The organism is Alkalicoccobacillus plakortidis (assembly GCF_023703085.1).
Classification (GTDB): Bacteria; Bacillota; Bacilli; order Bacillales; family Bacillaceae_D; genus Alkalicoccobacillus; species Alkalicoccobacillus plakortidis.
This window is the reverse complement of the sequence record NZ_JAMQJY010000001.1, coordinates 1,610,404-1,636,943: the sequence shown is the minus strand read 5'-3', so window position 1 is coordinate 1,636,943 and position 26,540 is coordinate 1,610,404. Positions and strand designations below refer to the sequence as shown.

The following is a 26,540-nucleotide window of genomic DNA, read 5'->3' as shown; positions in this document are numbered from 1 at the left end:
CAGATGTGACACGAATTTGATACCCTCCCTACCCCCTAGGTCGATTATAGAAAGAAGGTGATTAGTTTGGACAAGCAAAAAGTTGGGTTTCGCATGAAGGAAAAACGAAAGGAATTAAAATTAACACAGGTTGAATTTGCTAAGAAAGCTAAGGTTTCCTCAAATTACTATTCAAGTATTGAGAAGGGTACAAATTCCCCTAGCTTGGATGTGTTGATTAGAATTTCCACTGCTTTGGATGTATCTTTACTTTATCTGTTAAACGATAGAATTGACGATATGGAGCATCGAGTCGATGAAGAAGTTGATAGGTTGCAGAAAATATTTAATGAAATACCGCGGGACCAACTCAATGTTGTGGAAGGACTAATCATCCAAGCTGCACGACTGCGGATCCTACTCGACGACAACTGGAAAGACATCCTGGAGAATGGCGAGTATGAAAAGTTTTCTCAAAGTAATAACCAGGTGCCTTATGATCGTAAAAGACCAATAGTTGATAACTACGACAATCGAGATAAAACGTATCAATCAATCATTCAACAATTAACTGAACTACTACCTAAAAAGAAATTGGATCGTAAATCTAAATTACTAGGTCGATAGCTTATGCTGCATAACAAATATGTAGAGGAATACATTCACAAGTGGAAAGTAGGCAAGCTCCTACTTAATAAAAAACGTATCCAGTTAATTTGTTTGATTGAAAAGGAAATTTTACCTAAAGACGATCTATATTATTTCAACGATGAGCAAATAGAAAATTATATAGAGTTCAGCGAAAGCTGGTACTTTGAATTAGATGAATGGGAGACTTTTATAGCCCCATTCATTTTTTTGTTTAGAAAAGAAGATGATGAACCGGTTTTCGATGATTTTACGATCAACATGGGTCGTGGGGGAGGAAAGAACGGATTCATTTCAACATTGGCTAACTATTTCATTAGCTCACTACATGGCATCGATTACTATGATGTGTCGATTGTAGCTAACTCAGAGAAGCAAGCAAAAAGGAGTTTCTTAGAGTGTTATAGGACAATTAGTAAGAACGGTAACGAAGACTTAACAGAAGAATTTGAAGCCTATAAAAGTAGTATTACAGGTTTAGAGACACAGTCTGTATTTGAATATAAGACAAGCAATGCAAGCTCACAAGATGGCGGGCGTGAAGGTGCCGTTATCTACGATGAGTATCATGAAATGGAATCAGCTGAGATTGTCGATGTTTTTTCAGGGGGTCTTGGAAAAGTTGATTGCGGCCGCCAATTTTTCATAGGAACTAAAGGTTTCATTCGTGATGGTTATTTTGATATTAAATTCCGTGAATGTGAAGACATTTTAAATGGGACGATTCCTTTTGAGGGTATTTTCCCTTATATCTGTGAGCTTGATGATCTAGAAGAAATGAATGATCCCACACAATGGGAAAAAGCTAATCCGGCGTTTCAACAGCCTTTAAATAAAAGAGGTAAACGCCTATTTAATACAGTTCTTAAGGAGTATAAAAAGATAGCCAACAACCCATCTGGTTATTCAGCGTTCGTGACAAAACGTATGAACTTCATTATGGATAATACGGAAAATTCAGTTGCTAGCACTAAAGAGTTATACGCAACGGATCGTCCTTTCTTTGAATTGAACACAAAGCCAATTGGTTCTTTAGACTTTGGTAGCGTAAGAGATTTCTCAGCTTGTGGCCTTTTATTTAAAAAGGGTGATGAGTTTGCATTCAAAACGTTTAGTTTTGCAATTAAGAATTTTGTTGATGTGCATTATGGCTACTCCAACAGCGCTAACGATACTGGCACTGGCAAGAAGGCACCAATTAGAGAGTGGGAGAGACTGGGGTTAATGAAAGTGGTCGATGAGCCATCTCTTAATCCGGCTCACATTGTTAATTGGTTTATACATGCGCGTGAAGAATACGGAGTTGAAAAAATCATTGCCGATAATTATAAATTAGATATTTTAAGACCTTTACTTGAAGCTGAAGGATTCGAGGTTGAAGCAATACGCAGACCATCAAGCATTCACCCATTACTTGCTCCTCGTGTGGAAGATGGATTTGCTAATCACCGTTTTATATTTGGTGATAATCCTTTGATGCGTTGGTATACAAACAATGTTTACGTAAAAGAAACTCAAGCCGGTAAACAGTTCTTGAAAAAAGAAGAAGTAAAAAGGAAAACAGATGGTTTCCAGGCATTCGTTCACGCTTTATATCGAGCGAATGAATTAATAGATGAAAATATTGATACATCATTTGATGCATTAGAGGCTCTTAATTTTTAGTGAGGGGGTGAGGAAGAAAAAATGAGCTGGTTAGATACTGTGTTGAGAAGAAACAAAGAATTAGAATCAATGTTTGATTTAGATTTTACGTCTGAAACTAGTCATAGGGCGTATTTAAAAAAAATCGCTTTAGAAACATGCATTAATTTTATAGGAAGATCTATTGCACAATCTGATTATAGGATTATGCAGAACGGTAAGCGTCAAATTGATGATTGGCATTACCTTCTGAATGTCAGACCAAATTCTGATCAAAATGCTGCTGATTTTTGGCAACGATTCACCCATAAGCTGATTTTCGAAAATGAAGTATTAGTAATTAAAACTGATTCAGATGATCTATTAATAGTAGACAGTTTTGAGCGTATAGAGTATGCGGTATACCCTGATATATTCACAGATGTGACAATTAAAGATTACACCTATAATCGTTCTTTTCCAATGGATGAAGTCATTCATATCACTCATAACAATGAAAAACTCACAAAGTTTATGAATGGAATGTTTGATGATTTCGCTGAATTATTCAGCCGTAAATTAGAAGTATCATTAAGGAATAATCAGATTAGAGGAACAGTAGGTATTTCATCTACTCAATCCCTTGATGATAAAACTTTATCTAGGCTACAGGAATTTATCGATAAGCTTTTCAAGTCATTTAAAAGTGCAACAATTGCTCTTGTACCTAAGTTAAAAGGGTTTGAGTATGATGAGATTGCGAGTGGGGAGCACAATGGCCAATCTATCGAGGAACTAACTAAGCTAAAAAAATCACTAACAAATGATGTAGCAAACATTTTAGGTATACCGGTGGCATTAATCCATGGTGAATTAGCTGAGTACGAAACTAGTATCAAGGCATACGTGAAATTTTGCATTAAACCGTTCAATGAAAAGATTGAAGACGAATTGAACGCAAAGATTTTAACAAAGGAAGATTATTTGAAGGGTGATCGGATAGAAGTTTATGGTTTGACTGAACGGGACCTAATCAACAATGCGGAAGCAGTTGACAAGCTTGTTTCTTCAGGAACATTTACTAGAAATGAGGTTAGGGTCTTGTTTGGTAAAGAGAAAGCCGATGATCCAGAGCTTGGACAAGTTTGTTATAACCAAAAATTATCGTTCTGCAGATTCCAGTGAAGGGGGTGAGAATAAAAATGCGAGCAATGACTAGAGATGATTTTTTTAAATCGTTTAAGAATCAAACGTATGTGAATCAACTTAAAGAAATTCCACAAAAGTTTAACGTAGTCCATAACAAAGAAGAAAAAAAGAGTGAGATCACGATTTATGGTGTGATTGGATTTTCTTGGTTTAGTGACAGCTTCTCGGCCAAGCGAAATGGACAGTGCATTAAATGATGCAGCTGGACATGATATTACTGTTCACTTAAACAGCCCTGGTGGTGATGCATTTATGGGTATTGCCATTTATAATCGCCTGAAGCGTCATAATGGTAAAGTAACAATCTTTGTGGATGGTTGGGCTTGTTCTGCTGCTTCCGTTATTGCAATGGCAGCTGACGAATTGATCATGGGCCTTGGTTCTATGATGATGATTCATGAAGCTAGTAACATTGTATGGGGTTCCAAAAGAGATATGCGTAAAGAAGCAGATATTCTGGAAGAACTTGAAGAAGGTATTATTGATATCTACGAAACAAAGGCTACTATCGACCGTGATGAGATTCGACAGAAGGTTGATGACGAGACATGGTTCAGCGCAAAGAAAGCCGTAGAACTAGGATTCGCTACTAATTCAGAAGGTTCTAAGCCTTCAGATGATCAAACAGGGCAACAAAATTCATTTAGTAATGAAGATAAGCAAGGCATCATGAACGAATTGAAAAATATATTAAAGCCAGATCAAGAGCCTTCTCCTACACCTGCTAACACAGCGGAACAAGAGAGAGGCTCTTTTAATTTTATAAAAAAATGGAGGTAGCTATTAATGACAATTAAGTTAAATGGCACGAAAATGGAGAACTTTGAAGCGAAGAAAAAAGAGTATATGAACGTTATGAAAGATGAAAAATCAACACCAGAACAATTGGAAGCTGCATTTACAGATATGTTCTCTGCACTACAGGATGATCTATCAGAAAAGATTAGCAATGAAGCGCGGAACAATGCTCATGATGCTCAAGTTCTTTCTGCACGAGGTCAAAACGTTTTAACTTCTGTAGAGAAGAAATTTTTCAACGAAGCAATTGAATTTGGTGGCTTTGATGAAGACTCCATTCTTCCTATCACTACACAAGAGCGTATTTTTGAGGATCTTATTGAAGCACACCCTCTACTTGATGCAATTGGAATTAGAGATCTTGGAGCGGTCACACGTTGGATTAAATCTGATCCAACTAAAGCTTATGCATGGGGTCAATTGTTCGGTGAGATTAAAGGACAAGTAAGTGCAGCATTCACTGAAGAGCAGATTGGACAATTGAAGCTTACAGCATTCGCTGTTATTCCAAAAGATATGCTTGATCTTGGTCCGGAGTATGTTGAACGTTATGTTCGGGTCTTACTTGTTGAGTCTTACTCAGTTGGATTGGAATACGGTTATGTAAATGGTAAGGGTCCATCTCAAAATGAACCAATTGGATTAATGAAAGATGTGGCAGAGAACGGTGCCGTTACAGATAAGAGTTCAATTGGTGTATTAACATTCAAACCATCAGTACACGGCGAAGTTATTGCAGGAGAACTACATGACGTAATTAAATCCTTAGCTGTAAACGCTAAAGGTAAATCTCGTAAAGTTCTAAATCGTATCGTAATGGTAATCAATCCTGTGGATGCAATTAGTGTACAAGCTCGTAACACTGTTCAGACTTCTAACGGTCAATGGGTAACAGCTCTTCCATTTAACATCAGGACTGTAGAGTCTGAAGAGATTCCAGAGAAAAAAGCCTTATTCTTTGTTTCTGGTGAATACCTTGCAGCTGTTGCCGGTGGTTACAAAACGAATAAATTCGATCAAACATTAGCGATTGAGGATGCGATGCTTTACACAATCAAGCAGTTTGCTAATGGTAAGCCAAGTGATAATAAGACTGCTGAATTGTATGATTTGGATATCAGCTTTACTACAGATAATTCAGTAGAAGCATAAGGAGGTGTCTTTTGATGGGGACATCATCAATCACGCCTGCCATTGTGGACGAATTTAAAGAACGCATGCGCTTATCTCATAGTTCTGAGGACAGTAATATAAAACGATTACTGTCTTTTTCTTATAATAGAATAAAAAGCTCTTGTGGGGATTTCGACATTGAGGAAAGCGAAACAGGAAAGGAATTAGTCTTTGAAAGAACGAGGTATTCGTATAACGATGCTGTTGAATTCTTTGAGGATAATTTCATTGCTGAGCTTAATTCTTTTGCGCTTTCTTTACTTCCAGATGAAATAGGTGAGCCTAATGAGGAAGTTTGAATATAAACCTCCACGTGTCCATAATGGCGATCTAAGAACGCCAGTTATCTTCTTTGAATATCAACCTAATCAGGGTCCCCTTCCAGGTGAAAGCGTGAAGAGGACTCTTTTTAATTGTTGGGCAAAAGTAGATCAAGTCTGGTTGAAAGATCTAGAACAGGCTAAGGCAAACAACACTCTATCAGATATCACAATCACGATCCGCGATCCTCAGTTTGAGTACAAGCCTTCCAATTTGCATTACTTGGAGGTGGATGCTTTGGACTATCAAGGGTACCACTACAACATCAAAAAGGTGCAGCCTAATTTACAAGACAGACGTTTTATTGACATTGTCGCGGGGCTTGTTAAATGAGTGGTCCAGGTAAGAGGGATGAAGAAGCTCTTGGCTGAATTAGAGAGTCGTTTTGGGCAAAAACGAATGAGAGAGATCAAAGAGCGCGCAGTCGAATCAGGGGCAATGCTTTTTGCTCAGGAGTTAAGGCGTCAATTAATGCCTTACAAGGACACTGGCACTACTATCAATGAGATTACAGTTTCTAAGCCTTATTACGTTAATGGAGAAGTACGAATTAAGATCCATTGGCGTGGTCCTAAAGGGCGGTACCGGATTATCCACTTGAATGAGTGGGGTACGATTCGCAACCCTAGTCCATCAGCCAAAGGAGCCATTGCACGAGCCTTGCAAAGTTCAGAGAAAGTTTATCGTGATGCTGTTAAGAAAGCGATCATAAGGGGTATGCGCCAATGAATTGGGATATTTACAACGCATTGGCAGCTAATCCTGTTATTAAAGAAAAGGTCAATGTGAATACACAGATCAAGTTCTATAAGTATCCCGCAACGGGTGATTTTAGTGGATGTTACATCATCATTGATCCTATAACGACACCTTCACCTAATTCGTTTGGTGGCAACAAATGGATCACAAAAAGATATCTCTATCAAATTGAGGTATGGTCTAGCAGTTTGACAGATCGGGATCTTGTTGCCGAAGCGATAGAAAAAGTCTTATGGGACAGTCTTGAATTCAGGCAAAGTGGCGATGGTCTTGACGAATATGACGAAGGTTTAAAGATCTACCGCGATGCCAGAAGGTACCGCGGTGTTAAGCATGTAATTTAAGGGAGGGCTTTAAGTGCCAGAAGAACAAAAGAATTATACAGCATCCACAGGAGTGGACGAGTTTTATTATGGAGTATTAGCAGATTCAGGAACAGCTATTATGCTAGCTGGTGAAGACATTGAGAAAGTAGAATTTCCTCAGACAATTGGGATTGAAATGCCGCAAGAAATTGTTAAGGCTTACGGTGGGAATAAGATTGCTGAAATGGCTGTATCTGCTGGAGACACAACTGTCACTTCTGCATTTCACAAAATCCCAACTGAGGATAAAAAGAAGCTGCTAGGTCTTGAAGCGAAGAACGGCATCACAGCGATGGGAGCTGAAGACAATCCTCCATATGTTGCTGTTATTTTTGCAAAGACATATCAGAGTGGGAGAAAAGAATGGGTTGCTTGCCTAAAGGGAATTTTCACTCGACCTAACATCAATGCTCAAACAAAAGGCGAAAGTGTTGAGTTTAATCCTGAGGAAATCAACGCACAGTTCATGGATCGCGAGCTAGAAGGATTTGATAAATTGAAATCTGTAGCAACCGCAGAGGATGCAGCTGGCGAAACAAAAAATCGTGATGCTTTGTTTATGGCAACGTTCGGCAAACCATTCCCTGGGACTACTCCACCAGCAGGAGGCGTTGAAGGATGAAGGTACTCGTAAATAGTGATATCTTAGCCAATCGCCTGTTATCTCTTGAAAGCGAAGAAGGGGCGGCACCTACAATCGCTCACACTGAAGCTGGTGGTACTCCTGATTTCCATTCGACACGAGCGATTGAAGCTGATTCCGTTGTTGATGTGAATTTTTCCGGTAAGTCTACATGGCGCATCGAAGCTGGAGAAGCAATTGTTGCAGGTGTAAGAGTCCAAGCGGGTGAGGATGGCGTTTTAATCAATGCTGTGGAATCTGATATTGGATATGTTACAGCTACTGTGGAAGAAGGAGAGATTGCCACTTTAGTGCGAACTGCCGGATCTATCGGCGGTGGCGAAGGTGAACCTGGACCACAAGGAGAGCAAGGTCCCCAAGGTCCTCGCGGTACCAAGGGAGATAAAGGGGATAAGGGTGATCCCGGTGAAAGTCAGTTCACCGCAGATGAAGTTACAGCATTAAAAGCATTGATTCAAGAGTGAGGCTGATGCCTTGCTCTTTTTTATTATAAAAATAGGAGCGTGTCACAATGGCGAATTTAAAGAGACATACAATCGAACTTATTACAGAGGTAAAGGACGACGGCGACATCGTATCCATGACCTATATTACAACTCCATTTATCCGTACAGATGTTACTTATGAAGCGATGGACATTGCTGAAAAAATGGAGGAACAAGGGAAAGATCAAAAAGAAGATGATGATAAAAAGCCTCTTACTAACCGTGAGTTATTTGATTTGCTTGTTGATTTCACTGTGAAACTTTACAACAAGCAATTTACTAAGAAGGATCTCCTTGCTGGCTTACATGGTCCAGATGCCTTAAAAACGTTACAGGAACACGTTGCCTTTGTGATGACGGGTACTCAATCTGAACAAAATACCGAAATGACAAAAAAGTTCCTGGAGAGGAAAGGTTAACGGATGAGGACTTTTCCCCAACCAAACAAAAAGAGTACTTAGATAATCTCATCTTGGACTTGATGAAGGACGGCAAGGACATTAACGAAACACTTGCCATGCCTTATGAATTTGTCGTGCAAATCTTGAAAGAACGAAATAAACCCAAAGAAGAAAAATCCCTTATTGCTGCCTTTAGTGGTGGTAGTTAAGGGATTTTTTATTGATTAACAAGGAAAGGAGGAAACTCATGGAACGCATTGAGGGTTTGTCGATAGGGTTAAGCCTGGACAGTTTGAAAGTGGAGAGCGGGCTTAAAAACCTTAATAGACAATTTAGTTTAGTGAACAGTGAAATGCGCGCCAATATGTCTGCCTTTGATAGAGGCGAGCGATCTGTTGGTAAGTATGAAACCCGATTAGATGGATTAAATAAAAAGCTTGATGTACAAAAGGTACGTGTCGAAGCTGCTCAAAAAAGTTATGAAAAAATGGTTGATGAACACGGTGCTGGATCTGCCGAGGCTGAAAAGGCTGCAATTGAATACAACAAGCAATCGGCTGCATTAAGAAACTTAGAGAGCGACATTTCTAAGACTACATCAGAGCTTAAAAAGTTTGCTGAAGCTCAGCGTATCGAAAACTCAGGCTGGACTAAGATGGGAAATGCGATGGATGTAGCAGGAACAAAGCTACAAAGCTTTGGTAGTGGCGTCAAAGACCTTGGCGGTAAAATGACTCTTTGGCTCACGGCTCCAATTGCTGCACTTGGAGCTACTGCCATTGCAAAAGGCCTTAGTCGATTAATGGGGATCGATGAAGCTAATGCAAAGCTTGAAGGCCTTGGTTTTACTACGAAAGAAATTGAGAAGATCATGGGATCAGCATTAGATTCTGTTCGTGGAACCTCATTTGGATTAGATGAAGCTGCTACGACTGCTGCCAATGCTGTAGCTGCAGGAGTAAAAGAAGGTAAAGAACTTACTAAGTACCTTTCTCTCACAGGTGACGCTGCCGCTATCGCTGGTACAAACCTATCTGACATGGGAGGTATTTTCAATAAGATCCAAACGTCAGGTAAAGCGTATAACGGAGAATTACAGCAGTTATCTGATAGAGGGTTGCCTATTTACCAATGGCTCGCAGAAGAAGCAAATACAACCGCTGATGCTGTATTTGATATGGCTTCTAAGGGAGAGATTTCGACTGATAAGTTTTTAAAAGCAATTGAAAACAATATCGGTGGTGCTGCACAAACAATGGGGGATAAATCCCTCAAAGCTGGGTTGGCTAACATGTGGGCAGCCGTTGGACGTTTAGGAGCAAACTTCTTGGATGCTGGCGGTAAAGGTGGAGGCTTCTTCTCTGCCATGAAACCTTTAGTCGTTAATATGACTAGCGCTATAGATACTATGTCCGGAGTAGCAGAAGAATGGGGCGTTAAGTTTGGTGAAGCGTTTGTTAAGATTGTTGGTCATGTTAAAACAGCAATCAACTGGTTTAAAGGCCTTAGCTCGGAACAACAGAAACTAGCAGGGGTATTTGCTGGTTTAGCTGTTGCGGCTTGGTCCTGTTTTAACTGTGCTAGGTACATTTATCATCATCATTGGTAAAGTGATGTCGGCAATGGCTCCAGTCATGCATGCAATAGCTGCTAAAGGTGGTTTGCTCAATGTATTAAGGCTAGGGTTTATGGCATTAACGGGACCAATTGGAATAACGATTGCTGTCATTACAGCTCTTACAACTGGATTCATCATCGCTTATAAAAAATCAGAGACATTCAGAAATATCATACATGCAGTACGTGATGCTTTTGTGAATGCTTATCAAAAAGTAAAAGAGTTTCTTACGACCAATCCTCAGTTCCTTGCATTTATAGATTCAGTCAAAAAAGGATTTGCCGATGCAAAAAGAATAATCATGGATGCCATTGGAGTAGCGATGGATTTTGTACGTCAAAAAATAGCTGAAATCAAAAAGTTTTGGGACTCTGAAGGTCAAGCCATCCTCAAGGCATTCCAGAATATTTTCTCTGGAATCTGGAAAGTAACGAAGCCGATCATTGATGGACTGGTCGCTGCCTTTAAGTGGGCATTTCCGTATATGCAACAGATTTTTTCCGTTGCCTTTAAAATCGTGCTCGAAGTAGCGAAAATGATCTGGGGGAATATAAAGGGCGTCATCGATGGCGGGCTAAAATTCATTATGGGATTAGCGAAGACTTTTTCTAGTCTTTTTACTGGCGACTTCCGCAAAATGTGGGAAGGCATAAAGCAGATGTTTTCAGGGGCGATCCAGTTTGTCTGGAATTTCATTCAGCTGATGTTCTTCGGACGAATCCTTAAAGCTTGGACTCACTTTTATAAGAAGTTTCGCAGGGTACATTTCAACAATGTGGTCCGGAATTCGAACGACCTTTAACAACGTTATAAAATGGATAGTTGATTTCGTGAAGAATCGATTTACTTCCATGCAAACAACAATTTCAACAATCTCAACTTCAATTCGTAATACGTTTTCTCAAATATGGAATTTCATCTGGAACGGAATCATCATGCCAGTGATCCGAGCAATCATTGATTTTGTGCGGGGTCGCTTTACTTCAATGCGAGATACAATTCGTTCAATTTTTACCGGAATCCGTGACACAGCTCGTAATTTATGGAATGCCATCAAGGATCGAATTGTAAAACCCGTTATTGATACGGTTTCTAGTATCCGTTCTCGATTCACTGATATGAAAAACCGAATCACTGGAATTTTCACAGATTTGAAATCGAATGTCGGAAAATACGTCTCTGAAATGGTTGAAACCGTAAAGGGCATGCCAAAGAAAATGGGCGATGGCCTTAAGAGAACAGCAGGTAATATTGGAGCTTGGATTGATTGCAGTAGCAAATTCCATGACTGACAAACTAGGTAAAGGGGTAAATGGCGTAATCGGCGGGGTGAACTGGGTTCTTGATAAAGTCGGTGTCAGTACGAAGATCAGTGAATGGTCAGTACCACAATACGCACACGGCACAGATGGACACAAAGGCGGTCTTGCCATAGTAGGGGATGGACGAGGAAGAAACTCAGGCAGAGAGCTTATAGAGACGCCTGATGGCGATCGCTTCCTTTCTCCTGCCAAAGACACGCTGATTAGTCTACCTAAAGGCTCTCATGTTTGGTCAGCGTTAGAAACAAAAGAAATGATGGATATACCAAAATACGCATGGGGTACATTGAAAAATGCAGGTAAGAATCTATGGGGCAAGACAAAAAAAGTAGCATCTACAATCAAGGATTCTGCTCTTGATGTATGGGACTACATCTCTAATCCAGGCAAGCTCTTTAATAAAGCGTTAGATCTCATGGGTGTGGCTGCACCTGAAATGGGTGGATCGCTTAAGGATATTGGAACTGGCGCTTTTACTAAGGTGAAAGACTCATTTAAAAAATTTGTCACCGATAAGATTAATGGTTTCTTTGAAGGTGGAGCAGGAGGATCTGGTGGCAAGGGTTGGAAAGGGTTTAGGCTTTCTTCACCATTCAACCCAAGACGTAAACATCCGATCACAGGACAAATCAGACCGCATAACGGTGACGATTGGGCAGCTCCTATGGGGAAACCATTTTCTTCTCAGGCTCCTGGCCGTGTTTCGTTCTCCGGATGGGCTTGGAGGATACGGAAACTTAATCAAGGTTGTTACTGGTCCATTTGAAAGAAGGTATGGCCATAATCAAAAGAACCTTGTTAGAGCTGGTCAAATGGTTGCTCCTGGTCAAACTATTGGTCTTACTGGATCAACTGGTGATAGTACAGGTCCGCACGTACATTATGAAGTTAGACGCAATGGCACTCCTATTAGTCCAAGAGGACTTAAAACAGGAGGTAGAGTTGATAGACGAGGTATGTATGAGCTTGCTGATGGAGGATGGCCAGAGTATGTTATCCCAACTGATCCGAGCCGTAGATCAGCAGCGCAAAAGCTTCTTGCTTTAGCCGGACGAGATATCCAAGGAACGAAGCGTCCTAATCAATTGTCTAATCCTTCTCAGCCATCTGGAGGACAGCCAGAGGAAATGACGCTCATGCAGGAGTTACTTGCTGCTACGCAAGAACAGAATCAAATCTTAAGGGATAGCAACAACAAAATGCTTGCTATCATGCAAAAGATTGCAGATAAATCTACTGATGTATTCTTAGGTCGTGAAAAAGTCGGTTCTCAGATGGATAGCGAACAATCTAAACGGATGGCACTACAAGAGAGGGGGCTTGCCTACTAATGAGTTGGGATGGTATTGAATTTAATGGGTTACACAGCTATAGAGATCTTGGATTAACGATAGAATCAAGAAACTTGGGCAAGCCCTCTAAAATCAAGAAAATGGAGAGGATACCTTACTCTAATATTGAGTATGACTTCTCTTCACTCTATGGAGAGCAAGAGTGGACGGAAAGGGAGCTTACTTACACGTTTAATATTGCAGGGAAGAAAGCAAGGCATTATTTTCAGGAACTTGAAACGCAGCTGTTAAATTGGCTGCAAGCTCCTTTTAGAAAGTTGCCGCTTAAAGATGATACCTTGTCTGATTTCTATTTCTTGGCTGAGTCCGTTTCTAGTGCAGAAACGGATTTTCAATTTGTAATGGGTAAGGTAACAGTCACATTCACAGCATACTCGCACAAAATAGCTAGGTTTCCAGAGGGGCATGGTCTTTGGGATGAGATCAACTTTCTGTGGGATTACTTTCAAGATACGATGTTTAAGGTCAATGGGTCACTGGACGTCATTCTTCAAAACCCAGGCAGTCGTAAAGCAAAGCCTGAGATCAAGACGTCTGCATCTATTAAGATCATTAAGGATGGCGTCACCTATGACATACCTGCAGGAACAAAATCATCTTATGATTTCACACTTAGTCCAGGAGTAAACAGGCTACGAATCTTAGGTTCGGCAGAAGTCTCCTTTATCTACTACAAGGAGATGATTTGATGTATAAAGTCACAATCATTAATGATGGCAAGAGAACAGAGATACATCATCCTGAATTTAATGAATTGAAACTACAAGAGGGTACGATCAAACAGGTTGTAAATCTAGCATCTACCTTTTCCTTTAAGTTTCTCCCGTTTAACCCTGGTTATAATTTGATCAGACCATTTAAAACTTTGGTTGAAGTGAAGAACATGAAAACAGGAAAGATGGAGTTTGAAGGAAGGGCAAGGGTGCCCAGTGAGTACATGGACGACTCAGGCAAGTTCGGCAAGTCCTTGTTATGTGAAGGAGAGCTTGCTTATCTCAACGATTCAGCACAGCGTCATGGCGAATTTAGGGACATCACAATCAGAGCCTTTCTACAGCATATGATTGACCAACACAACAGAGAAATAGCCAATGACAATATTGATAAGCGTTTTGTTCTTGGTAACGTCACTGTAGTGAATAATACAGACAATGTGTATCGCTACCTTGGATATGAGTCTACATGGGCGTCTATCAACGACAAGCTCATAGATCGGTTAGGTGGGGAGCTGTGGATTCGGAAAGAAAATGGAGTCAGGTATCTGGACTACCTTGAAAAAGGTGGAGATGTAAAAAAGACTGAAATTAGATTGGCTCACAATCTTAAGTCCATTGAAAAAGAAGCTGATCCGAATGAGATCATTACACGTCTCATTCCTCTTGGAGTCACAATTGAGTCAGAAGATGAACAGGCTGTTGACGCAAGCCAAGCAAGGTTAACGATTGAATCAGTTAATAACGGATTGGATTATATTGAGGACGATCAAGCAAGGGCAGCTTTTGGCATTATAACAAAAAGCGTCAATTGGGATGATATCACAATACCTGCCAACTTGATTAGAACTGGACGCAACTATCTGGCTGAAAACAATAGAGTGAAAGTCAAACATGTTATTGAGGCGTTGGATTTATACAACATCGGCAAAGATCCTGACAGCTTTGAGTGCGGAAACAGTTATCCTGTCATTAATCCAATCATGGCCATAAATGAAACCCTGAGAGTTGTGGAAAAGAATATCGATATTATCAACCCAGCCAATAATAATATGATTGTCGGTGATCTGTTCAAAACAGCTTCTCAATATCAAAATGATGTAAATCGATCAGCCAGAACAGTTGTGGATTTGCAGAACACCATACACAGACAAGCTAGGACAATCGGAATTTTAAGATCGGAAGTTGATGGAGTAAATGAAACAGTATCTATTATCAAGATCACACTAGAAGACAATGATCTGCCTGGTCTTGATCAAGCTGTCAAAGATTTAAACGCTGCTCTTGATGAGTTGAATGAGTCTCTTGGTGACCTACCTGATTACCAACCAGCTACATCAACAAATACAGGGTTAATGACTGCTGCCGATAAACAAAAACTAGATGGATTAAAGAATTATGAGCTCGCAACCGAATTGGTTAGCGGGCTTTTTGATTCGGTTGATAAAGAAAAATTGAACAAGATTACTGCCACACAATTAGTGAATTTAGATGATGTACTTCTCAGATTGTCTAGATTAGAGGGAGGAAGCTAATGCCTATAAAAAACGTAATTCAAAAATTGGCTAATTCGGTGCGTGGTGAAGAAAAAGCTCGATATGTTAGAGATTCTATTGCTGATGGTATGGAAGAAACGGCAAAGTTAGCTGATGAAACCGAAAAGCTGAGTAAAGACACGCAATTTCAGCAAGAGGTCCTTGATAAAAAGTATAAAGAGCAGATCGCTAACGCTACCGATATCACAGAGATTAAAGATTATCATGTTTCTCGCACAACTGGTAAGAGTTTCGGAACCATGGGAGAACGCGCGGATGATAATGAAAATGAGCTCATTGTAACTAATCAAACATTGGGTGTGCTCGATGACATTGAACATGAATTTGACTTGTTTAAATACGAGCCTTACTTCTTCGCTGAATTGGTTCCTATGTCAGCATCTGTTATGCAGTGGTTTGGAATTGACGAGAGAACAGAGAATCTATTTGCGACTCAGGTGCATTCCACTACAAGCGGCAACAATGAGCATTATGTGTTGAGCCAGATGACTCCTAACGGTGAGCTTATCGATTATATGATCATAAAAGATGGTGGTCATGGCACTACAGTGGGTCTTGAGTGGGAAGATGATGTACTGTATGTCTGGTCTAACCTCAATATTGTAGATGGTAACAACCGTGTAATCAGCAATGAGTTAGTCCGTTTTCCTTATAAACCGAATACAGGTATTGGATCTATATCAGGTATTGAACGGTTCAAGAAGTTTAACTCTGTTTATACTACACCAACAATAGATCCTGCTTATGGGTTTATTACCTTACGTTATTCAAGGAATGGCAGACAAGTAGTGGAATTACGTAAGTTATCGGACATCAAAGAGGGCGTTGACAACTTGTTGGGAGAAGTAATCGTTTCTTCTGATATTGATTTTATGCAAGGTGTCACTTCGGATGGATATGACATGTACTGGTACAGTGGATCAGCCAACGGAACGCCGCATCAACCATATTTAGCTCAGTATGATTTTAAAACAGGACAGGAAGTCGCTCGCAAACTTCATACATTTGGAGCAGAAAACAATGGAAAATTTATAGACGACTTCCGAGAACCTGAGGGAGTCTTTTTTTATACTGATCCAGTAACGAAACAAAGAGCATTACTAGCTGGTATTACAGTAGGCGGTATGGGAAGACGTCGCCACAAAGTGTATTCGTATGGACAGAGAGGGTCAATAAATAAGTTAATGCAGTATATATTGAGTAACCCTCAGCTATACGCAATGACTAAATCAGATGGTTCGCGCAAAAACATACCTGCAAACGCTAAAAGTTTAGCTGAAATAACGAAGCCTGGTCATTATTATCTTTCTATCGATGATTCCTTACGTTTAACGGACCATCCAGATCCGGGTAACGCAGGGTGGTTTTTAGACGTTTTGCCAGGTGACAGAGTGGGGACTGTTCCGCAATATTTAACAAGGAGCACACTCACTAGAAAAGTAAGAGTATTCTCACGGATTTTAAATAAATCAACTGCATCAAGTAAATGGGAGATTCATTTCAAAGGTGGAGAGTGTGAATACCTTTACCCGTCCGTCACACGTTTAAGTGATATCAAAATTCCTGACAACTATTATATGACGACGGATGATACTTTCCGTTTAAGAGATCATCCTAGTCCGGGTGACGCTTGGTTGGTATATGGATGTCCTGCCATCAGATAAGCCAGGATCAGTCAGGCAGGTGTTATGGAGGAATAGTGCAAATCGAGATGTTGTGATTTATATACGTGTGGTTCCTGCCGTGGGTGATCCAGGTGACTTCGTGGAGATCATGACAAGTGGACGAAAAGTGTGGAGACGATCAACATTAATTAATGGAACTCGTAACAGTCCCGTTAATGATCCGTTGATGTATGCTTCTCAGGCAGGATTACTTTTCATGAAAGGTCGAGTTGATATTCCTAAAGGCGATCCAGTTGACTTTGCAAGAATACCAAGTGAGCTGGCGCCTGAATTTAATTGGTGGGTTAATTGTGCTGTAGCTGGAACAACAGGCGATCGGAAAATCGTAGTTAGAGACAATGGAATTCTAAGTGCGAGTGGCTTGATTGCAAATCTCCCTGATAATGTAACATCCGTTTATGTGAATTTAGTAATGCCGATGAAATAGGAGGTGTGACAGTTGGAAGTACAAGCATGGAAGTATGATGAAGAAGGATATCTTATTGATATCCTTTTTGTTGATGATGAAAAAGAATTGCCGGTGAATGTAACGTTTATCCAGCCAGAAGATGCATTATATAGTCCTCGTTTCTTATATGGAAAGTGGACAAATGGAAGTGAACCTCCAATCGAACCACCACTTGAAGAAAGTTCAGAGATTGAAGGGCATTTAAAAGATCAAGACAAGCATTTTAGACCGGGAGAACGCGAGAAGTTAGAATCGATGTTCGGAACATTATCGCGAGAAAGTTCGTTGCGTATAGATGCAAATATCACGGCTCTCACAACAGTATCTAAAGCTGATACCCATTATATGAGTACAGTTGATACAAACAGATTCACCGATCACCCTAACCGTGGTGTAGCGGGTTGGTTCCTTATCGTAACGAAAAAGGATACAGGCTCCTCATTTATTCAATTCCTGATAAGGAGCTCCAGAGTAATCCATGAAATCTACTACCGTGTAACAAGTGAATCTGATCCTAGTTCATGGGCAATGTTCAGTATTAATGCTCCTGCAAGTTGGCAGAACCTACCCTTAGCTAATGGATCCACAGCAGGAGAAGTAATGGCTGCATACAGTGTATCGAATCGTCAACTCTTCTTTAGAGGATCAATCAAGGCGCATTCGAATCTTTCTCTACCTTTATCAACGTTACCATCAGGAAGAAGACCGACTACCCTAATAAAGACAGGTGCTTACAATGTAACAAAAAATCAAACAGTCGGAATTACTATCGAAGCTGATACAGGTAGAATGCTTTTACGTGGTGATATCACTACGAACGATGAGATCAGCTTAGATGGCGTTCGATTCTGGACAGAATAAGGAGGACGTTATGAAGATTGCTTATCAGTATGATCCAAAAACTAAGGTGCTAACAGGTTGGATTGAGGTACAAGAGAATGAAGGTGGAAGCTACACGCTTCCGGAAAATACCACATGGAACGCACCGCCTGAACCTAATTACCGTGTTGTCCTTCAAAGTCATGGAGGTTGGTTAGAGACAGGGGGTCCACCAGAAGAACAAGAAGAATCACTTTCAAGAATGGATATTTTAGAACAAGCTATGTTAGAGATAGCCGATATGAACTTACAATTAAAAGAGAGGATTGATAAAGTATGAAATTTTCAGCATTAGCCATGTTATATGCAGCTCATGTGATTAGAGGGCTTAGAACCATTGATTCTGTTCCTTCTGTTATTCGCGAGCAAGTTAGAGAGATTGTAGAAGCAGAGTCTACTGAATAGTAGGCTCATTCATTTCAATAAAAGTTGTTAGAAGTTGAAATTTATAGAGAGAGGAGTAATGACAGGTGGAATTCTGATAGTTGTAAATGATAGTATCACTGCCTAAAAATATAATGTTATTATATTTAAAAGGAGTGATTTTTATCTTAGACATTTATAGAGCACAAGAAAACTATTTATATCATTTCACTTCATCTGATACTTGTATAAGCTATATTTTGCGTGATCAAAAGTTAAGGCTGAGCTCAATTAATAAAACAAATGATCCAAGAGAAAATAAGGAGTGGTACTTTGGATTTGGTATTGCCGAGGAGGAGATTGAACTATTTGAACATATGGATAGTCTTAATTTAAATAAGCAAATTAATGAATTATTAAAAGAAGATGCAAAGCTCATATGTTTCACAAAAGACAAAAATGTTTATGATCCTAATGCTATTAATGAGGTGATTAAGGGTTGTTTACGTCCTCGAATGTGGGCTCAGTATGGGGATAGTCATAAGGGTATCTGTCTAGTTTTTGATCAGAACAAGCTAGAATCGAAAATTTCCAACACTTTCAATTCTGATGTACGTTTTTTTGGGGAGAATGTTCAATATTCAACAGACTTCCATAATTTAAGATTGAACATTAAATTCAATTCGATAAAAGATGATTTAGAAGCTGGGGTATACAATCACCTATCTTCATATTATAAAGATTTATTTTTCGAAAAATTTATTGATTGGCAAGATGAAACTGAGTTTAGATGGGTAGTGTTTACAAAAAATGAATCTGGTTTTGAATATGTAGATTATCAAGACTCTCTAGTGCATATAGTGCTTGGTGCCGATTTTAATGATGCTTATTTACCTCTAATCAAGTCTTATTGCGAGAAGTTTAAGGTTCATTGTTCAAAAATTAACTGGCATAACGGAATACCATTAGATATGCCAATTTATGATGAATGTACTGTTGAAAATAGTGAGTAAGAAGCTCTCCACACGGAGGGCTTTTTATTATGAAAAGGGGGGGAGTACAAAACTGCGAGGTAAATATACAACACTGGGTCTACTGAAGAGTAGGCTCTTTTCTAGGTCTTTATTCAAGCTTTTTACTTGCCGATATATTTAATGAGGTGAATAGAGAGTGAGAAGTTTTAAAATTATATTTGGTTTTATTTCTGTTGTATTACTAGTTATAAGTGCTTATGTAGCTAAAAATGTTGAGTATTTAGCGGTAGTAGAAGGTGTCCAGAACCTGGCAATAATAAACATATCTATTGCTATTGGCTTAGGGGCGTTAAGTTTAAATATAAAATCAACAAGAGAAAAAAAGAGCGTTATAAGAAGTGTCCTTTATATCATTATCTTTGGTGTATTAACGCAAGTTTTTTCTATGCTTTCTTCAAGCATAAGAGCTAGCGATTTAGAGGATCTAATGCGCATGTACATTCTTTTTAACACTACTGTAATTTCAATATTGATGTATGGGGTCGGAATCAATTTAATTGAGTCATTAAATAAGAAAGTTCCTTCTTCTTACGAGGCAGAAACCGTAGATAATTTTTATTGATAAGTACTAAAGTGAGCTCTCCAACCGGAGGGCTTTTTATTATGAAAAGAAAAGGGGATCGTTATGGAGCAAATATCAGTGTTTTTTAATTTGGAAAGTTTAGAGGTTGTAAAGTTATATCTATTCGGGGAGGTGAGTTACCTTAATCTGTTGGTCATATTAATGCTAGTGGATATCGTGACAGGAATAATGAAAGCCATTAAGAATAAGGACTTACGAAGTCGATCTGCATTGTTTGGTTATGCTCGTAAGATTGCAGTTTTTGCCATTATTATTGTGGCAAATGTAATAGATGTCATTTTGGATTTAAACGGCATGGTTGCCACGGCGACTGTGCTTTTTTATATGGCTAACGAAATTTTATCAATAACAGAGAATGCAGTACACATTGGCTTAAAAGTGCCACCGATGATTCAAGAGAAGTTGCGTGGGTTTGATAAGCATGGACCAGAAGAAGACCAACCAAAATCAGAGGAGAGTGAAGAAAGATGACAAAAATTCATGATATCCGTAAATCAGTACGTGGCGGTAAAAGTAAACGAGCATTAAGCAGAGTAAATCGGATCGCTCGTCACCATTCGGGAACAACAGGTGGAGACTATTTCTCATTTGGAAAGCGTTGGTTTGATCAGTTAGGATGGTCTACTGGTGGGTACCATGAAATCATCTTACCGGATGGATCTATTCAGTTTTGCTACGATCCGGACGTCATTACAAACGGAGTAGGTGGTCATAACACAGGTACGTATCATATTTGCGTAGTAGGTAATGGACAATTCACCGCAGAACAAGAAAAGACTTGGAATGAACGTGCAGCTTATTGGCAGAAACGCTTAGGTATTCCCCTAGCAAATGTATTAGGTCATCGTGAATTCCAAGGAGCTTCTACCGCTTGCCCTGGTATCAACATGGACCAGGTTAGAAAAGCATTAGGAGAAGGTAAAACATACACACCACCTAAGACAGAAGTTAAGCCTGTTACTGTAACAGCACCTACTCCAAGCAAGCCAAGAACGTTGCGATTGGATACCAAAAACATGATGAATGGAGAAGACGTCAAGAAGGTTCAACGTGCTGTTGGTGTTAAGGCAGATGGTTGGTTTGGATCAGAAACAGATAAAGCAGTACGAGCTTATCAAGCATCTTTAAATCTTGATGCTGATGGTATTGTTGGTGCTCTTACGTGGGAGGCAATTGATACTGGACGTAAACCAGAGCCAAAGAAGCCAGCACCTGCTCCAAAACCAACTAAGAAAAAATACGTACTTCCAACTAAAGTTCTCAGACGCGGGAACAAAGGGAAGGACGTCGGCTTGCTACAGACAGCATTAAACGCTGCTAACTACAATGTTGGAAGAGTCGATGATGATTATGGCCCGAAAACACAGGATGCGGTTAGACGTTTCCAGAAAGTATATCTTCCTCGTGAAGTAGATGGTATTGCTGGACCTAATACGTATCGGGAGTTGGACAAGGTTGTAAATTAAATAAAGAGCCCTTCCTGTTGGAGGGGCTTGTATAACTAAAGATTATTAGGTTATACTAGCAATAGGGTTCGAGGGTGCTCGAACGGAGACCACTTTTATAAGTGGTTCTTTTTTATGGAAAACATTTAATTCCATAACCGTTCACATAAGGGTAATTATAGATTTTACTCTCAAAAGATTGATAAGCCATATCTTTTAATCCTGTGGTTGTAAACTTGTGTATTGGATGTGTAATTAAATCTGTTAGTTCCAGTTGCAAGTGAGATTTTTTATAATCACTCGAGTAACACCATTTTGGGTTAAAATAAACACCTTTAATACATTTGAAATCAGATGAACTGTAATAATTGTTTCCTCTATTAATTAGATTATTTAAATGATCTAGTACTTCTTTGTCCTCTTTTTTCCCCGAGCTTCAATAAAGAGCAAACCAGTTCTTCCGGTGTTATTTAACATCATTGCATATCTTTCGACAATGAAATTTAAACTTAAATCATAAACTCCCATAGGGTAATGATATCTTTTGACAAGCTCGTACTTATTTATAGTAGAGCTATAAATAGAGAAAGGTGTTTTCTTAATAACTTGAGTAAGTTCTTGTAAGAATTGATTATTGTCTATATCCCTAGGATCAAATGGTCCAATTTTATTTCTAATCTCCCTTGAATGAAAAACTATCCTGCGAATATCATCTTTGTATTGGAATTCTGCGTTCTCCCAAAAATTATGTTTAAGATCCATGAAATTCTTTTTGAAGTTTTGGAAGTTCTCTCTTTCTAAGATGACTCCAGAAGCTGTGAACCACTTGGTGTTAGGTTTAATTTTTTCTGCATAGAAATCCCATGAAGATAGTACTTTTAATTTTTTTAAATATTTTAGATCGGGAGTTCCATTTTCATCGATTGCCATAATAGTGTCTATTCCTTCGTCCCAATTTTCCAATAATGTAGGTCTAGTCCAATAATCAACCAAAAACATATCCCTCCAAAGAATTAATAGTTATGAAGAATATACCATCATAATCGGTATTGTGGAAGGTTTTTGTAGGTAATTATGTTTATATAAAAGGAATTATTATGGAACGTGTAGAAATTAGGGATAGGAGGTGCTACATGCCATACAATTCCCAAACCTATGTAGACTTAGAACACATTAACCACACGCTCATCCATCGCCACAACCTCAAAGAGTACGACTACACTCTCAACGCAAAAGAAGTGCTTCAGCATCATTCACAGCATTACACTCCAGCTGCAAGAAGATTACTCAAACACTCCATACTGATCCGTAATAAGGTAGCTCACTTTATGCCCGTCACTAAACATGAACATCGAACTATAGTAAAACTGCTCATCCTCATAAAATTACAACACTCCGAAGACAGTCAACTTCAATGTAAAAAAACTCACCATCATCAGTCTCAAGCTTAATCTGCTTTTGATCTTTACTAACATTTGCAATCATCCCCACAACATCATGGTAAGCCCAATGATCCCAATAGTTAATGACTACATTATGCGTATGCTTAAGTGCATCCATCACCACATAACCGATCTCTTGAAGCTCATCCGGATCAAGCTCATGCTTTTCGATGCGTTTTTCTTTTTCGTTATGTTCTCTTATAGCTGCTTTATGTTCGGGTAACATCATTCGGCTACCCTCCCACAATAAATTACCACGACGCAGATTCGTTTTATGATCTTCCATTTCCTCAAATGATGGCATGAAAAACACTCCCAAATAAATACGTTGTTCTTATTATATGCGAATGCGTGTTCGTAATACAACGAGAAAAAAGAGCCAATATGTTTGGCTCAATAATTAATCCCACTTAATCGGCATCTTGAAAGATTGATACGGATTAGTATAATTTTCGTCTTCATCTTCACTTTTTTCGATGTGTAAAAATTCGGGATTATCAATAAGAACTTTTCTAGAATATTCGTCAATAATATGAGGGAAATTCATCATACCACTGCTGATCTTTGAACCGATATTTAAAATGCCGTACCTTCTTAAAACAATTATGTCTCCATCAGTCATGTCAAAAACCCTTGATTTGCTACCACTCTCTATATATTCTAGTAGTATTTCTCTCTCGATCTCTGTTAAATTTGATAATCGATTAAATTTCTCTTTTTCAAGTTTTTTTAAACTGAATTTGTTCATAATTTTATTTGAGATGAAGAAGCAAAGATTTGTTAGTAGTAAAGCAGTAGATAAAAACAATGCAATGGCTACTACTAAACTGACTACTTCGTTTTCTGAAATTACAGCAAGCCCTACATTTTGAGCTATAGAACTATTACTGAAAAGCGTAATAAACAATGATGTAAAAAAGATAGGTACAAGTTGTTTATTATTAAGTTTCAGAACATCAATTATTTTATCCCACACAGTTTTACCACCTCATGGATAATCTATAGCACTATCACGATTATAAGGATTGCATTTTTTAAGCCTGGCCCAGGTCTTTTTAATTCCCTGAATAGCTCCGTATTTTTTAATGGCCATTAAAGAATAATTAGAACAAGTAGGATGAAAGCGACATTTAACTTTCTTAGGCTTGATCGGCGAAATAACTATTTGATAAAAGCGTATAAGGGCAATACAAATTCTATTCAACATTGTGTTCAATCGTTTCTTTAGTGACTGCTTTAGATCCGCATTTCTCGCAAACGTTTAAGTCCTTCACTTTGACCTTATCCTTCTCAGGAATAAAGATAGCTGGCAAACATCCTCCACAGCACATCATACTTTTACCTGCATTGCTCATGCTGTTACCTGCAGCTTCCCACTTATCGGCTTTGATTTGAGCTTCATCTCTCTTATCATAAAACCAAACATTGCCGCAGCCTTTACAGGTGCATTTCGTCTCTATAATTTTCTTTGTTTTTGCCATCAGTTGACCTCCCATAGTCTCACACAATTATAGTGCAATATTACTACGGTTTACGGAGTGCAACAAGATAAAGTTTCCAATTTACCAAAAGTCCTCATGATCAACATCGTGACCTCGTTTAATTAAAAACCTCACAACCTTACCTCTTGTCGTAGCTGTAGGCTCATAGTTCTTATCATTACAAAGACGTCTGGCTGTTTTTCGGCTTAATTTGGCACCTTTTTCTAACTCAGTCTGACAAAATGAACAGAAAGAGGGTAGGAGTATGAATATGTTATATCCGGTTGTGGACTCAAATGAGAAGGTGATTTATGATCTCGGTTGAAAGAATTTTAAAGTTTGAACGACATGGTAGCACTATCTACGTTCAAACAGAGGATGAAAGATATCGTTTAATGAGAAGTTTGGAGGATTTAGATAATTGGCTTAAAGATTTTACTTCATTAGATAGAGCGAATTTAGTTAATATGAAGAAAGTGGTTAGGTTATCTAAGTCAAATAAGCTTGTTTTCTTTAGTGATGTAGACGGTCATTCCGCTAAAGTCAGTCGTCGCAACTTGTCGAAGATTGTCAAATTAAAAACTGATAACCGTTCGCATTAAACGAACGGTAGCACTTTTTGAAGTTTTTGTTCATAAGCTCTTTCCACACCCTCCTAACTTGGTACAATATCCCTACGAAACTACAACTAGGGGGAACTTGCAATGGTTAATAAATTATCTTCATTTTGGGATATAGAGAAGCGTAAAGGGAAATTAGTCGTTCACAATGATGAGAAGGTAATTGTAGAAATAATTAGCCATGAGCAAAGCTTGGAAAAGTTCAACAATTGGTCTGAGAAGATCACACCATTTATAAAGTGGAAGTACATAATATAAGAAAGGCAATAAATCGTATCTTTTGCATTGATATTTTTTGCAAATAGTTTTTGCATTCATTTTGCATCATGATTTTGGAATGTCGACAAAACTCGTTATTTATAAGGGATTTCGGTAGATAGTTCGATTCCCACCGTCTCCATTTGAGTATTAGAATAAAGCATATTTTCCGTTGAGGGAGATATGCTTTATTTGTATATAAATTAGACCTATCTATCCTCCTTTCGATTTGTAACATTAGTTAATTACTTCATAAAATTGAGAATGTATGTTCTTTTTTTGTGAAAATAAAATCTCTCAAATGTCATACCTTCTTAAGGTGTGCTAATTCTAAAGGTACTCCATTTTCAAGAGCTGCGTCTTTTATTGTAGAGATTCTATTTTGATTCTCTTTAAGAAAAAGATCTGTTATTAATAATTCAACCGCAAAGGTATCTGCTTCAATTTCAATCTTTTCCTGCGAATAAAGTGTATGTTCTTTCATTTTTGCCGCATTAAATTTAGGGTGTAAAATTGAATGGCCCAATTCATGTGCTAGAGTGTACCGTTTGAATGTCTCGTTTAACGAGTTATTTAAAAATATATACTTATTCCTTCTTTCGTAGTGATAAAAACCATTAATTTCCTCGTCTAGGCTCCATTCCACTATAATAACGTTTAAATGATCCGCTAGTTCAAAAGGGTCGGTAGTTTTATACTTCTCGGTGACCTCTCTAACTGTTTCTTTGATCCAAATCAAATAAATCTCCCCCTAATTATTATCTCTGTACTTTTTAGGGACATATTTCTTGTTAATTCGTTGCGTTTGCCTTACTGCATACTCCATTGCTTCTAGGAGGGATTCTATTGCCTCCTCAGATAAAGGTTCACCTGAAAAATTCAGACCATCTGGCGTTTTTAAGTCCTTTCTTATGGCTTCCATTCTTTTTGCAATGTCACGTTCATCATTAAGATTTTGTTTTAATTTATCTTTATTAAATAACTTTTTATCCTCGTCAGATAAATAGTGTAATGCTAAATCTGAAGGGATAAAATCTTGATTGTATTCAAGAGCACCAACGTGACCTGCCATAAAATAGAATTCTACTTGCGATGCTTTTAAAACCTTTGCTAGTTCATCTAATGTAGAGCTTTTTGGAGCGCCTCTTTTTTCGTTTTCGACTCTAGATATTAAAGAAGAACTAACTCCGGATAGAGCAGCAAGCTGATTGACACCTAATCCGCGTTGTTCTCTCATAGCTTTTAAATATTTTCCGAACTCAGCCATATTTACTCCACCTTTATCGTTCATTAATAGTAGTATACCCTTTCTATTGACATTTGAAAACATTTAATTG

At 38.6% G+C, this 26,540-nt stretch carries 39 protein-coding genes; 32 read left to right on the top strand and 7 right to left on the bottom strand.

The annotated features are described in order from the left end of the window. Nucleotides 1–93: 93 nt before the first annotated feature. The 30 genes from NDM98_RS24615 to NDM98_RS08695 all read left to right on the top strand — a co-directional run bounded on the left by NDM98_RS24615 (nt 94) and on the right by NDM98_RS08695 (nt 21,423). Complete coding sequence (locus NDM98_RS24615; RefSeq protein WP_373370366.1) at nt 94–606, top strand: helix-turn-helix domain-containing protein; 513 nt, start codon at nt 94–96, stop codon at nt 604–606. Nucleotides 607–609: 3 nt separating this feature from the next. After that, a complete protein-coding gene (locus NDM98_RS08830; protein ID WP_251606478.1) occupies nt 610–2,292 on the top strand; it encodes a terminase TerL endonuclease subunit in 1,683 nt (560 codons plus the stop codon). Between the two features lie 21 nt (nt 2,293–2,313). Next, nucleotides 2,314–3,435: a phage portal protein gene (locus tag NDM98_RS08825; protein ID WP_251606475.1), complete on the top strand. Its 1,122-nt coding sequence runs from the start codon at nt 2,314–2,316 to the stop codon at nt 3,433–3,435. Nucleotides 3,436–3,452: 17 nt separating this feature from the next. Next, the gene (locus tag NDM98_RS23945) at nt 3,453–3,656 is read left to right on the top strand and encodes a hypothetical protein (protein WP_307728743.1); all 204 of its coding nucleotides are present in this window, start codon (nt 3,453–3,455) and stop codon (nt 3,654–3,656) included. Next, nucleotides 3,613–4,239, top strand: coding sequence for a head maturation protease, ClpP-related (locus NDM98_RS08820; protein ID WP_308807697.1), 627 nt, complete (start codon nt 3,613–3,615; stop codon nt 4,237–4,239). Before NDM98_RS23945 ends, NDM98_RS08820 begins: the two co-directional genes overlap by 44 nt. Before the next feature lie 6 nt (nt 4,240–4,245). Next, a complete protein-coding gene (locus NDM98_RS08815) occupies nt 4,246–5,409 on the top strand; it encodes a phage major capsid protein (protein ID WP_251606472.1) in 1,164 nt (387 codons plus the stop codon). 14 nt (nt 5,410–5,423) lie between these two features. Beyond that, nucleotides 5,424–5,729 carry a phage gp6-like head-tail connector protein gene (locus NDM98_RS08810; RefSeq protein WP_251606469.1) on the top strand — a complete coding sequence of 102 codons (306 nt, stop codon included), beginning with the start codon at nt 5,424–5,426 and terminating at the stop codon, nt 5,727–5,729. Beyond that, complete coding sequence (locus NDM98_RS08805) at nt 5,716–6,084, top strand: phage head closure protein (RefSeq protein WP_251606466.1); 369 nt, start codon at nt 5,716–5,718, stop codon at nt 6,082–6,084. Before NDM98_RS08810 ends, NDM98_RS08805 begins: the two co-directional genes overlap by 14 nt. A gap of 30 nt (nt 6,085–6,114) precedes the next feature. Continuing rightward, nucleotides 6,115–6,480, top strand: coding sequence for a hypothetical protein (locus NDM98_RS08800; RefSeq protein ID WP_251606463.1), 366 nt, complete (start codon nt 6,115–6,117; stop codon nt 6,478–6,480). Continuing rightward, a complete protein-coding gene (locus NDM98_RS08795) occupies nt 6,477–6,854 on the top strand; it encodes a hypothetical protein (protein ID WP_251606461.1) in 378 nt (125 codons plus the stop codon). Before NDM98_RS08800 ends, NDM98_RS08795 begins: the two co-directional genes overlap by 4 nt. A gap of 13 nt (nt 6,855–6,867) precedes the next feature. Next, a complete protein-coding gene (locus NDM98_RS08790) occupies nt 6,868–7,497 on the top strand; it encodes a major tail protein (protein WP_251606459.1) in 630 nt (209 codons plus the stop codon). Next, on the top strand, nt 7,494–7,982 hold the full coding sequence (locus NDM98_RS08785) for a head fiber protein (protein ID WP_251606457.1): 489 nt from the start codon (nt 7,494–7,496) through the stop codon (nt 7,980–7,982). Before NDM98_RS08790 ends, NDM98_RS08785 begins: the two co-directional genes overlap by 4 nt. 47 nt (nt 7,983–8,029) lie before the next feature. Further along, a complete protein-coding gene (gene gpG / locus NDM98_RS08780; protein ID WP_251606456.1) occupies nt 8,030–8,422 on the top strand; it encodes a phage tail assembly chaperone G in 393 nt (130 codons plus the stop codon). Nucleotides 8,423–8,484: 62 nt separating this feature from the next. Next, a complete protein-coding gene (gene gpGT, locus NDM98_RS08775; protein ID WP_373370401.1) occupies nt 8,485–8,613 on the top strand; it encodes a phage tail assembly chaperone GT in 129 nt (42 codons plus the stop codon). Between the two features lie 38 nt (nt 8,614–8,651). Then, nucleotides 8,652–10,013 (top strand): tape measure protein, encoded by a 1,362-nt coding sequence (locus tag NDM98_RS08770; protein ID WP_251606455.1) that lies wholly within the window; start codon nt 8,652–8,654, stop codon nt 10,011–10,013. Then, entirely contained in the window at nt 9,958–10,824 is an 867-nt protein-coding gene (locus NDM98_RS08765; RefSeq protein WP_251606454.1) for a phage tail protein, read from the top strand. The genes NDM98_RS08770 and NDM98_RS08765 overlap by 56 nt, the downstream gene beginning before the upstream one ends. A gap of 28 nt (nt 10,825–10,852) precedes the next feature. Further along, nucleotides 10,853–11,314 (top strand): phage tail protein, encoded by a 462-nt coding sequence (locus NDM98_RS08760; protein ID WP_251606452.1) that lies wholly within the window; start codon nt 10,853–10,855, stop codon nt 11,312–11,314. Continuing rightward, nucleotides 11,274–12,110, top strand: a complete 837-nt coding sequence (locus NDM98_RS08755) for a M23 family metallopeptidase (RefSeq protein WP_251606450.1) — start codon at nt 11,274–11,276, stop codon at nt 12,108–12,110. The genes NDM98_RS08760 and NDM98_RS08755 overlap by 41 nt, the downstream gene beginning before the upstream one ends. Continuing rightward, nucleotides 12,043–12,675: a peptidoglycan DD-metalloendopeptidase family protein gene (locus NDM98_RS08750; RefSeq protein ID WP_251606448.1), complete on the top strand. Its 633-nt coding sequence runs from the start codon at nt 12,043–12,045 to the stop codon at nt 12,673–12,675. The genes NDM98_RS08755 and NDM98_RS08750 overlap by 68 nt, the downstream gene beginning before the upstream one ends. After that, a complete protein-coding gene (locus NDM98_RS08745; RefSeq protein WP_251606446.1) occupies nt 12,675–13,385 on the top strand; it encodes a phage tail family protein in 711 nt (236 codons plus the stop codon). The genes NDM98_RS08750 and NDM98_RS08745 overlap by 1 nt, the downstream gene beginning before the upstream one ends. Next, on the top strand, nt 13,385–14,944 hold the full coding sequence (locus NDM98_RS08740) for a phage tail spike protein (RefSeq protein WP_251606444.1): 1,560 nt from the start codon (nt 13,385–13,387) through the stop codon (nt 14,942–14,944). The genes NDM98_RS08745 and NDM98_RS08740 overlap by 1 nt, the downstream gene beginning before the upstream one ends. After that, entirely contained in the window at nt 14,944–16,629 is a 1,686-nt protein-coding gene (locus NDM98_RS08735; RefSeq protein ID WP_251606441.1) for a phage baseplate protein, read from the top strand. Before NDM98_RS08740 ends, NDM98_RS08735 begins: the two co-directional genes overlap by 1 nt. Next, entirely contained in the window at nt 16,607–17,077 is a 471-nt protein-coding gene (locus NDM98_RS08730; protein WP_251606438.1) for a hypothetical protein, read from the top strand. The genes NDM98_RS08735 and NDM98_RS08730 overlap by 23 nt, the downstream gene beginning before the upstream one ends. A 12-nt stretch (nt 17,078–17,089) precedes the next feature. Continuing rightward, nucleotides 17,090–17,959, top strand: a complete 870-nt coding sequence (locus NDM98_RS08725; protein ID WP_251606435.1) for a YomQ N-terminal domain-containing protein — start codon at nt 17,090–17,092, stop codon at nt 17,957–17,959. 10 nt (nt 17,960–17,969) lie between these two features. Next, nucleotides 17,970–18,257: a hypothetical protein gene (locus NDM98_RS08720; protein ID WP_251606432.1), complete on the top strand. Its 288-nt coding sequence runs from the start codon at nt 17,970–17,972 to the stop codon at nt 18,255–18,257. After that, nucleotides 18,254–18,382, top strand: coding sequence for a CD1375 family protein (locus NDM98_RS08715; protein ID WP_251606428.1), 129 nt, complete (start codon nt 18,254–18,256; stop codon nt 18,380–18,382). Before NDM98_RS08720 ends, NDM98_RS08715 begins: the two co-directional genes overlap by 4 nt. 86 nt (nt 18,383–18,468) lie before the next feature. Next, entirely contained in the window at nt 18,469–19,353 is an 885-nt protein-coding gene (locus NDM98_RS08710; RefSeq protein WP_251606425.1) for a DUF2971 domain-containing protein, read from the top strand. Nucleotides 19,354–19,510: 157 nt separating this feature from the next. After that, nucleotides 19,511–19,936 (top strand): hypothetical protein, encoded by a 426-nt coding sequence (locus NDM98_RS08705; RefSeq protein WP_251606422.1) that lies wholly within the window; start codon nt 19,511–19,513, stop codon nt 19,934–19,936. A gap of 63 nt (nt 19,937–19,999) precedes the next feature. Continuing rightward, nucleotides 20,000–20,428: a phage holin family protein gene (locus tag NDM98_RS08700; RefSeq protein ID WP_251606419.1), complete on the top strand. Its 429-nt coding sequence runs from the start codon at nt 20,000–20,002 to the stop codon at nt 20,426–20,428. Next, nucleotides 20,425–21,423 carry a peptidoglycan recognition protein family protein gene (locus tag NDM98_RS08695; protein WP_251606416.1) on the top strand — a complete coding sequence of 333 codons (999 nt, stop codon included), beginning with the start codon at nt 20,425–20,427 and terminating at the stop codon, nt 21,421–21,423. The genes NDM98_RS08700 and NDM98_RS08695 overlap by 4 nt, the downstream gene beginning before the upstream one ends. Before the next feature lie 381 nt (nt 21,424–21,804). On the opposite strand, the gene NDM98_RS08690 is transcribed toward NDM98_RS08695, so the two are convergent. From NDM98_RS08690 to NDM98_RS08670, 5 genes are all read right to left on the bottom strand, one after another. After that, nucleotides 21,805–22,395: a hypothetical protein gene (locus NDM98_RS08690; protein WP_251606412.1), complete on the bottom strand. Its 591-nt coding sequence runs from the start codon at nt 22,393–22,395 to the stop codon at nt 21,805–21,807. A 384-nt stretch (nt 22,396–22,779) separates the two neighbouring features. Beyond that, nucleotides 22,780–23,148: a YolD-like family protein gene (locus NDM98_RS08685; RefSeq protein WP_251606409.1), complete on the bottom strand. Its 369-nt coding sequence runs from the start codon at nt 23,146–23,148 to the stop codon at nt 22,780–22,782. Between the two features lie 96 nt (nt 23,149–23,244). Then, a complete protein-coding gene (locus tag NDM98_RS08680) occupies nt 23,245–23,820 on the bottom strand; it encodes a super-infection exclusion protein B (protein ID WP_251606407.1) in 576 nt (191 codons plus the stop codon). A gap of 12 nt (nt 23,821–23,832) precedes the next feature. Further along, nucleotides 23,833–24,051 (bottom strand): membrane protein insertion efficiency factor YidD, encoded by a 219-nt coding sequence (gene yidD / locus NDM98_RS08675; RefSeq protein ID WP_251606405.1) that lies wholly within the window; start codon nt 24,049–24,051, stop codon nt 23,833–23,835. Beyond that, complete coding sequence (locus tag NDM98_RS08670; RefSeq protein ID WP_251606403.1) at nt 24,041–24,325, bottom strand: hypothetical protein; 285 nt, start codon at nt 24,323–24,325, stop codon at nt 24,041–24,043. Before NDM98_RS08670 ends, yidD begins: the two co-directional genes overlap by 11 nt. 311 nt (nt 24,326–24,636) lie before the next feature. Here NDM98_RS08670 and NDM98_RS08665 point away from each other — a divergent pair, with 311 nt between their 5' ends. Both NDM98_RS08665 and NDM98_RS08660 read left to right on the top strand, forming a co-directional pair. Continuing rightward, nucleotides 24,637–24,927, top strand: a complete 291-nt coding sequence (locus NDM98_RS08665) for a LytTR family transcriptional regulator DNA-binding domain-containing protein (protein ID WP_251606401.1) — start codon at nt 24,637–24,639, stop codon at nt 24,925–24,927. A 102-nt stretch (nt 24,928–25,029) separates the two neighbouring features. Further along, nucleotides 25,030–25,203, top strand: coding sequence for a hypothetical protein (locus NDM98_RS08660; protein WP_251606399.1), 174 nt, complete (start codon nt 25,030–25,032; stop codon nt 25,201–25,203). Nucleotides 25,204–25,507: 304 nt separating this feature from the next. Here the strand turns inward: NDM98_RS08660 and NDM98_RS08655 are convergent, their stop codons facing one another. Next, nucleotides 25,508–25,942 (bottom strand): ImmA/IrrE family metallo-endopeptidase, encoded by a 435-nt coding sequence (locus NDM98_RS08655; RefSeq protein WP_251606395.1) that lies wholly within the window; start codon nt 25,940–25,942, stop codon nt 25,508–25,510. Nucleotides 25,943–25,954: 12 nt separating this feature from the next. Continuing rightward, the gene (locus NDM98_RS08650) at nt 25,955–26,470 is read right to left on the bottom strand and encodes a helix-turn-helix domain-containing protein (RefSeq protein WP_251606392.1); all 516 of its coding nucleotides are present in this window, start codon (nt 26,468–26,470) and stop codon (nt 25,955–25,957) included. Between the last annotated feature and the right edge of the window lie 70 nt (nt 26,471–26,540).

What these genes read in the sequence shown, in the direction of transcription:
- NDM98_RS24615 (WP_373370366.1), top strand. Translation starts at nt 94, where the DNA reads ATGAAGGAAAAACGAAAGGAATTAAAATTAACACAGGTTGAATTTGCT.
- NDM98_RS08830 (WP_251606478.1), top strand. Translation starts at nt 610, where the DNA reads ATGCTGCATAACAAATATGTAGAGGAATACATTCACAAGTGGAAAGTA.
- NDM98_RS08825 (WP_251606475.1), top strand. Translation starts at nt 2,314, where the DNA reads ATGAGCTGGTTAGATACTGTGTTGAGAAGAAACAAAGAATTAGAATCA.
- NDM98_RS23945 (WP_307728743.1), top strand. Translation starts at nt 3,453, where the DNA reads ATGCGAGCAATGACTAGAGATGATTTTTTTAAATCGTTTAAGAATCAA.
- NDM98_RS08815 (WP_251606472.1), top strand. Translation starts at nt 4,246, where the DNA reads ATGACAATTAAGTTAAATGGCACGAAAATGGAGAACTTTGAAGCGAAG.
- NDM98_RS08810 (WP_251606469.1), top strand. Translation starts at nt 5,424, where the DNA reads ATGGGGACATCATCAATCACGCCTGCCATTGTGGACGAATTTAAAGAA.
- NDM98_RS08805 (WP_251606466.1), top strand. Translation starts at nt 5,716, where the DNA reads ATGAGGAAGTTTGAATATAAACCTCCACGTGTCCATAATGGCGATCTA.
- NDM98_RS08795 (WP_251606461.1), top strand. Translation starts at nt 6,477, where the DNA reads ATGAATTGGGATATTTACAACGCATTGGCAGCTAATCCTGTTATTAAA.
- NDM98_RS08785 (WP_251606457.1), top strand. Translation starts at nt 7,494, where the DNA reads ATGAAGGTACTCGTAAATAGTGATATCTTAGCCAATCGCCTGTTATCT.
- gpG (WP_251606456.1), top strand. Translation starts at nt 8,030, where the DNA reads ATGGCGAATTTAAAGAGACATACAATCGAACTTATTACAGAGGTAAAG.
- gpGT (WP_373370401.1), top strand. Translation starts at nt 8,485, where the DNA reads ATGAAGGACGGCAAGGACATTAACGAAACACTTGCCATGCCTTATGAA.
- NDM98_RS08770 (WP_251606455.1), top strand. Translation starts at nt 8,652, where the DNA reads ATGGAACGCATTGAGGGTTTGTCGATAGGGTTAAGCCTGGACAGTTTG.
- NDM98_RS08745 (WP_251606446.1), top strand. Translation starts at nt 12,675, where the DNA reads ATGAGTTGGGATGGTATTGAATTTAATGGGTTACACAGCTATAGAGAT.
- NDM98_RS08740 (WP_251606444.1), top strand. Translation starts at nt 13,385, where the DNA reads ATGTATAAAGTCACAATCATTAATGATGGCAAGAGAACAGAGATACAT.
- NDM98_RS08735 (WP_251606441.1), top strand. Translation starts at nt 14,944, where the DNA reads ATGCCTATAAAAAACGTAATTCAAAAATTGGCTAATTCGGTGCGTGGT.
- NDM98_RS08730 (WP_251606438.1), top strand. Translation starts at nt 16,607, where the DNA reads ATGGATGTCCTGCCATCAGATAAGCCAGGATCAGTCAGGCAGGTGTTA.
- NDM98_RS08720 (WP_251606432.1), top strand. Translation starts at nt 17,970, where the DNA reads ATGAAGATTGCTTATCAGTATGATCCAAAAACTAAGGTGCTAACAGGT.
- NDM98_RS08715 (WP_251606428.1), top strand. Translation starts at nt 18,254, where the DNA reads ATGAAATTTTCAGCATTAGCCATGTTATATGCAGCTCATGTGATTAGA.
- NDM98_RS08710 (WP_251606425.1), top strand. Translation starts at nt 18,469, where the DNA reads ATGATAGTATCACTGCCTAAAAATATAATGTTATTATATTTAAAAGGA.
- NDM98_RS08700 (WP_251606419.1), top strand. Translation starts at nt 20,000, where the DNA reads ATGGAGCAAATATCAGTGTTTTTTAATTTGGAAAGTTTAGAGGTTGTA.
- NDM98_RS08695 (WP_251606416.1), top strand. Translation starts at nt 20,425, where the DNA reads ATGACAAAAATTCATGATATCCGTAAATCAGTACGTGGCGGTAAAAGT.
- NDM98_RS08685 (WP_251606409.1), bottom strand. Translation starts at nt 23,148, where the DNA reads ATGCCATCATTTGAGGAAATGGAAGATCATAAAACGAATCTGCGTCGT.
- yidD (WP_251606405.1), bottom strand. Translation starts at nt 24,051, where the DNA reads ATGTTGAATAGAATTTGTATTGCCCTTATACGCTTTTATCAAATAGTT.
- NDM98_RS08670 (WP_251606403.1), bottom strand. Translation starts at nt 24,325, where the DNA reads ATGGCAAAAACAAAGAAAATTATAGAGACGAAATGCACCTGTAAAGGC.
- NDM98_RS08665 (WP_251606401.1), top strand. Translation starts at nt 24,637, where the DNA reads ATGATCTCGGTTGAAAGAATTTTAAAGTTTGAACGACATGGTAGCACT.
- NDM98_RS08660 (WP_251606399.1), top strand. Translation starts at nt 25,030, where the DNA reads ATGGTTAATAAATTATCTTCATTTTGGGATATAGAGAAGCGTAAAGGG.
- NDM98_RS08650 (WP_251606392.1), bottom strand. Translation starts at nt 26,470, where the DNA reads ATGGCTGAGTTCGGAAAATATTTAAAAGCTATGAGAGAACAACGCGGA.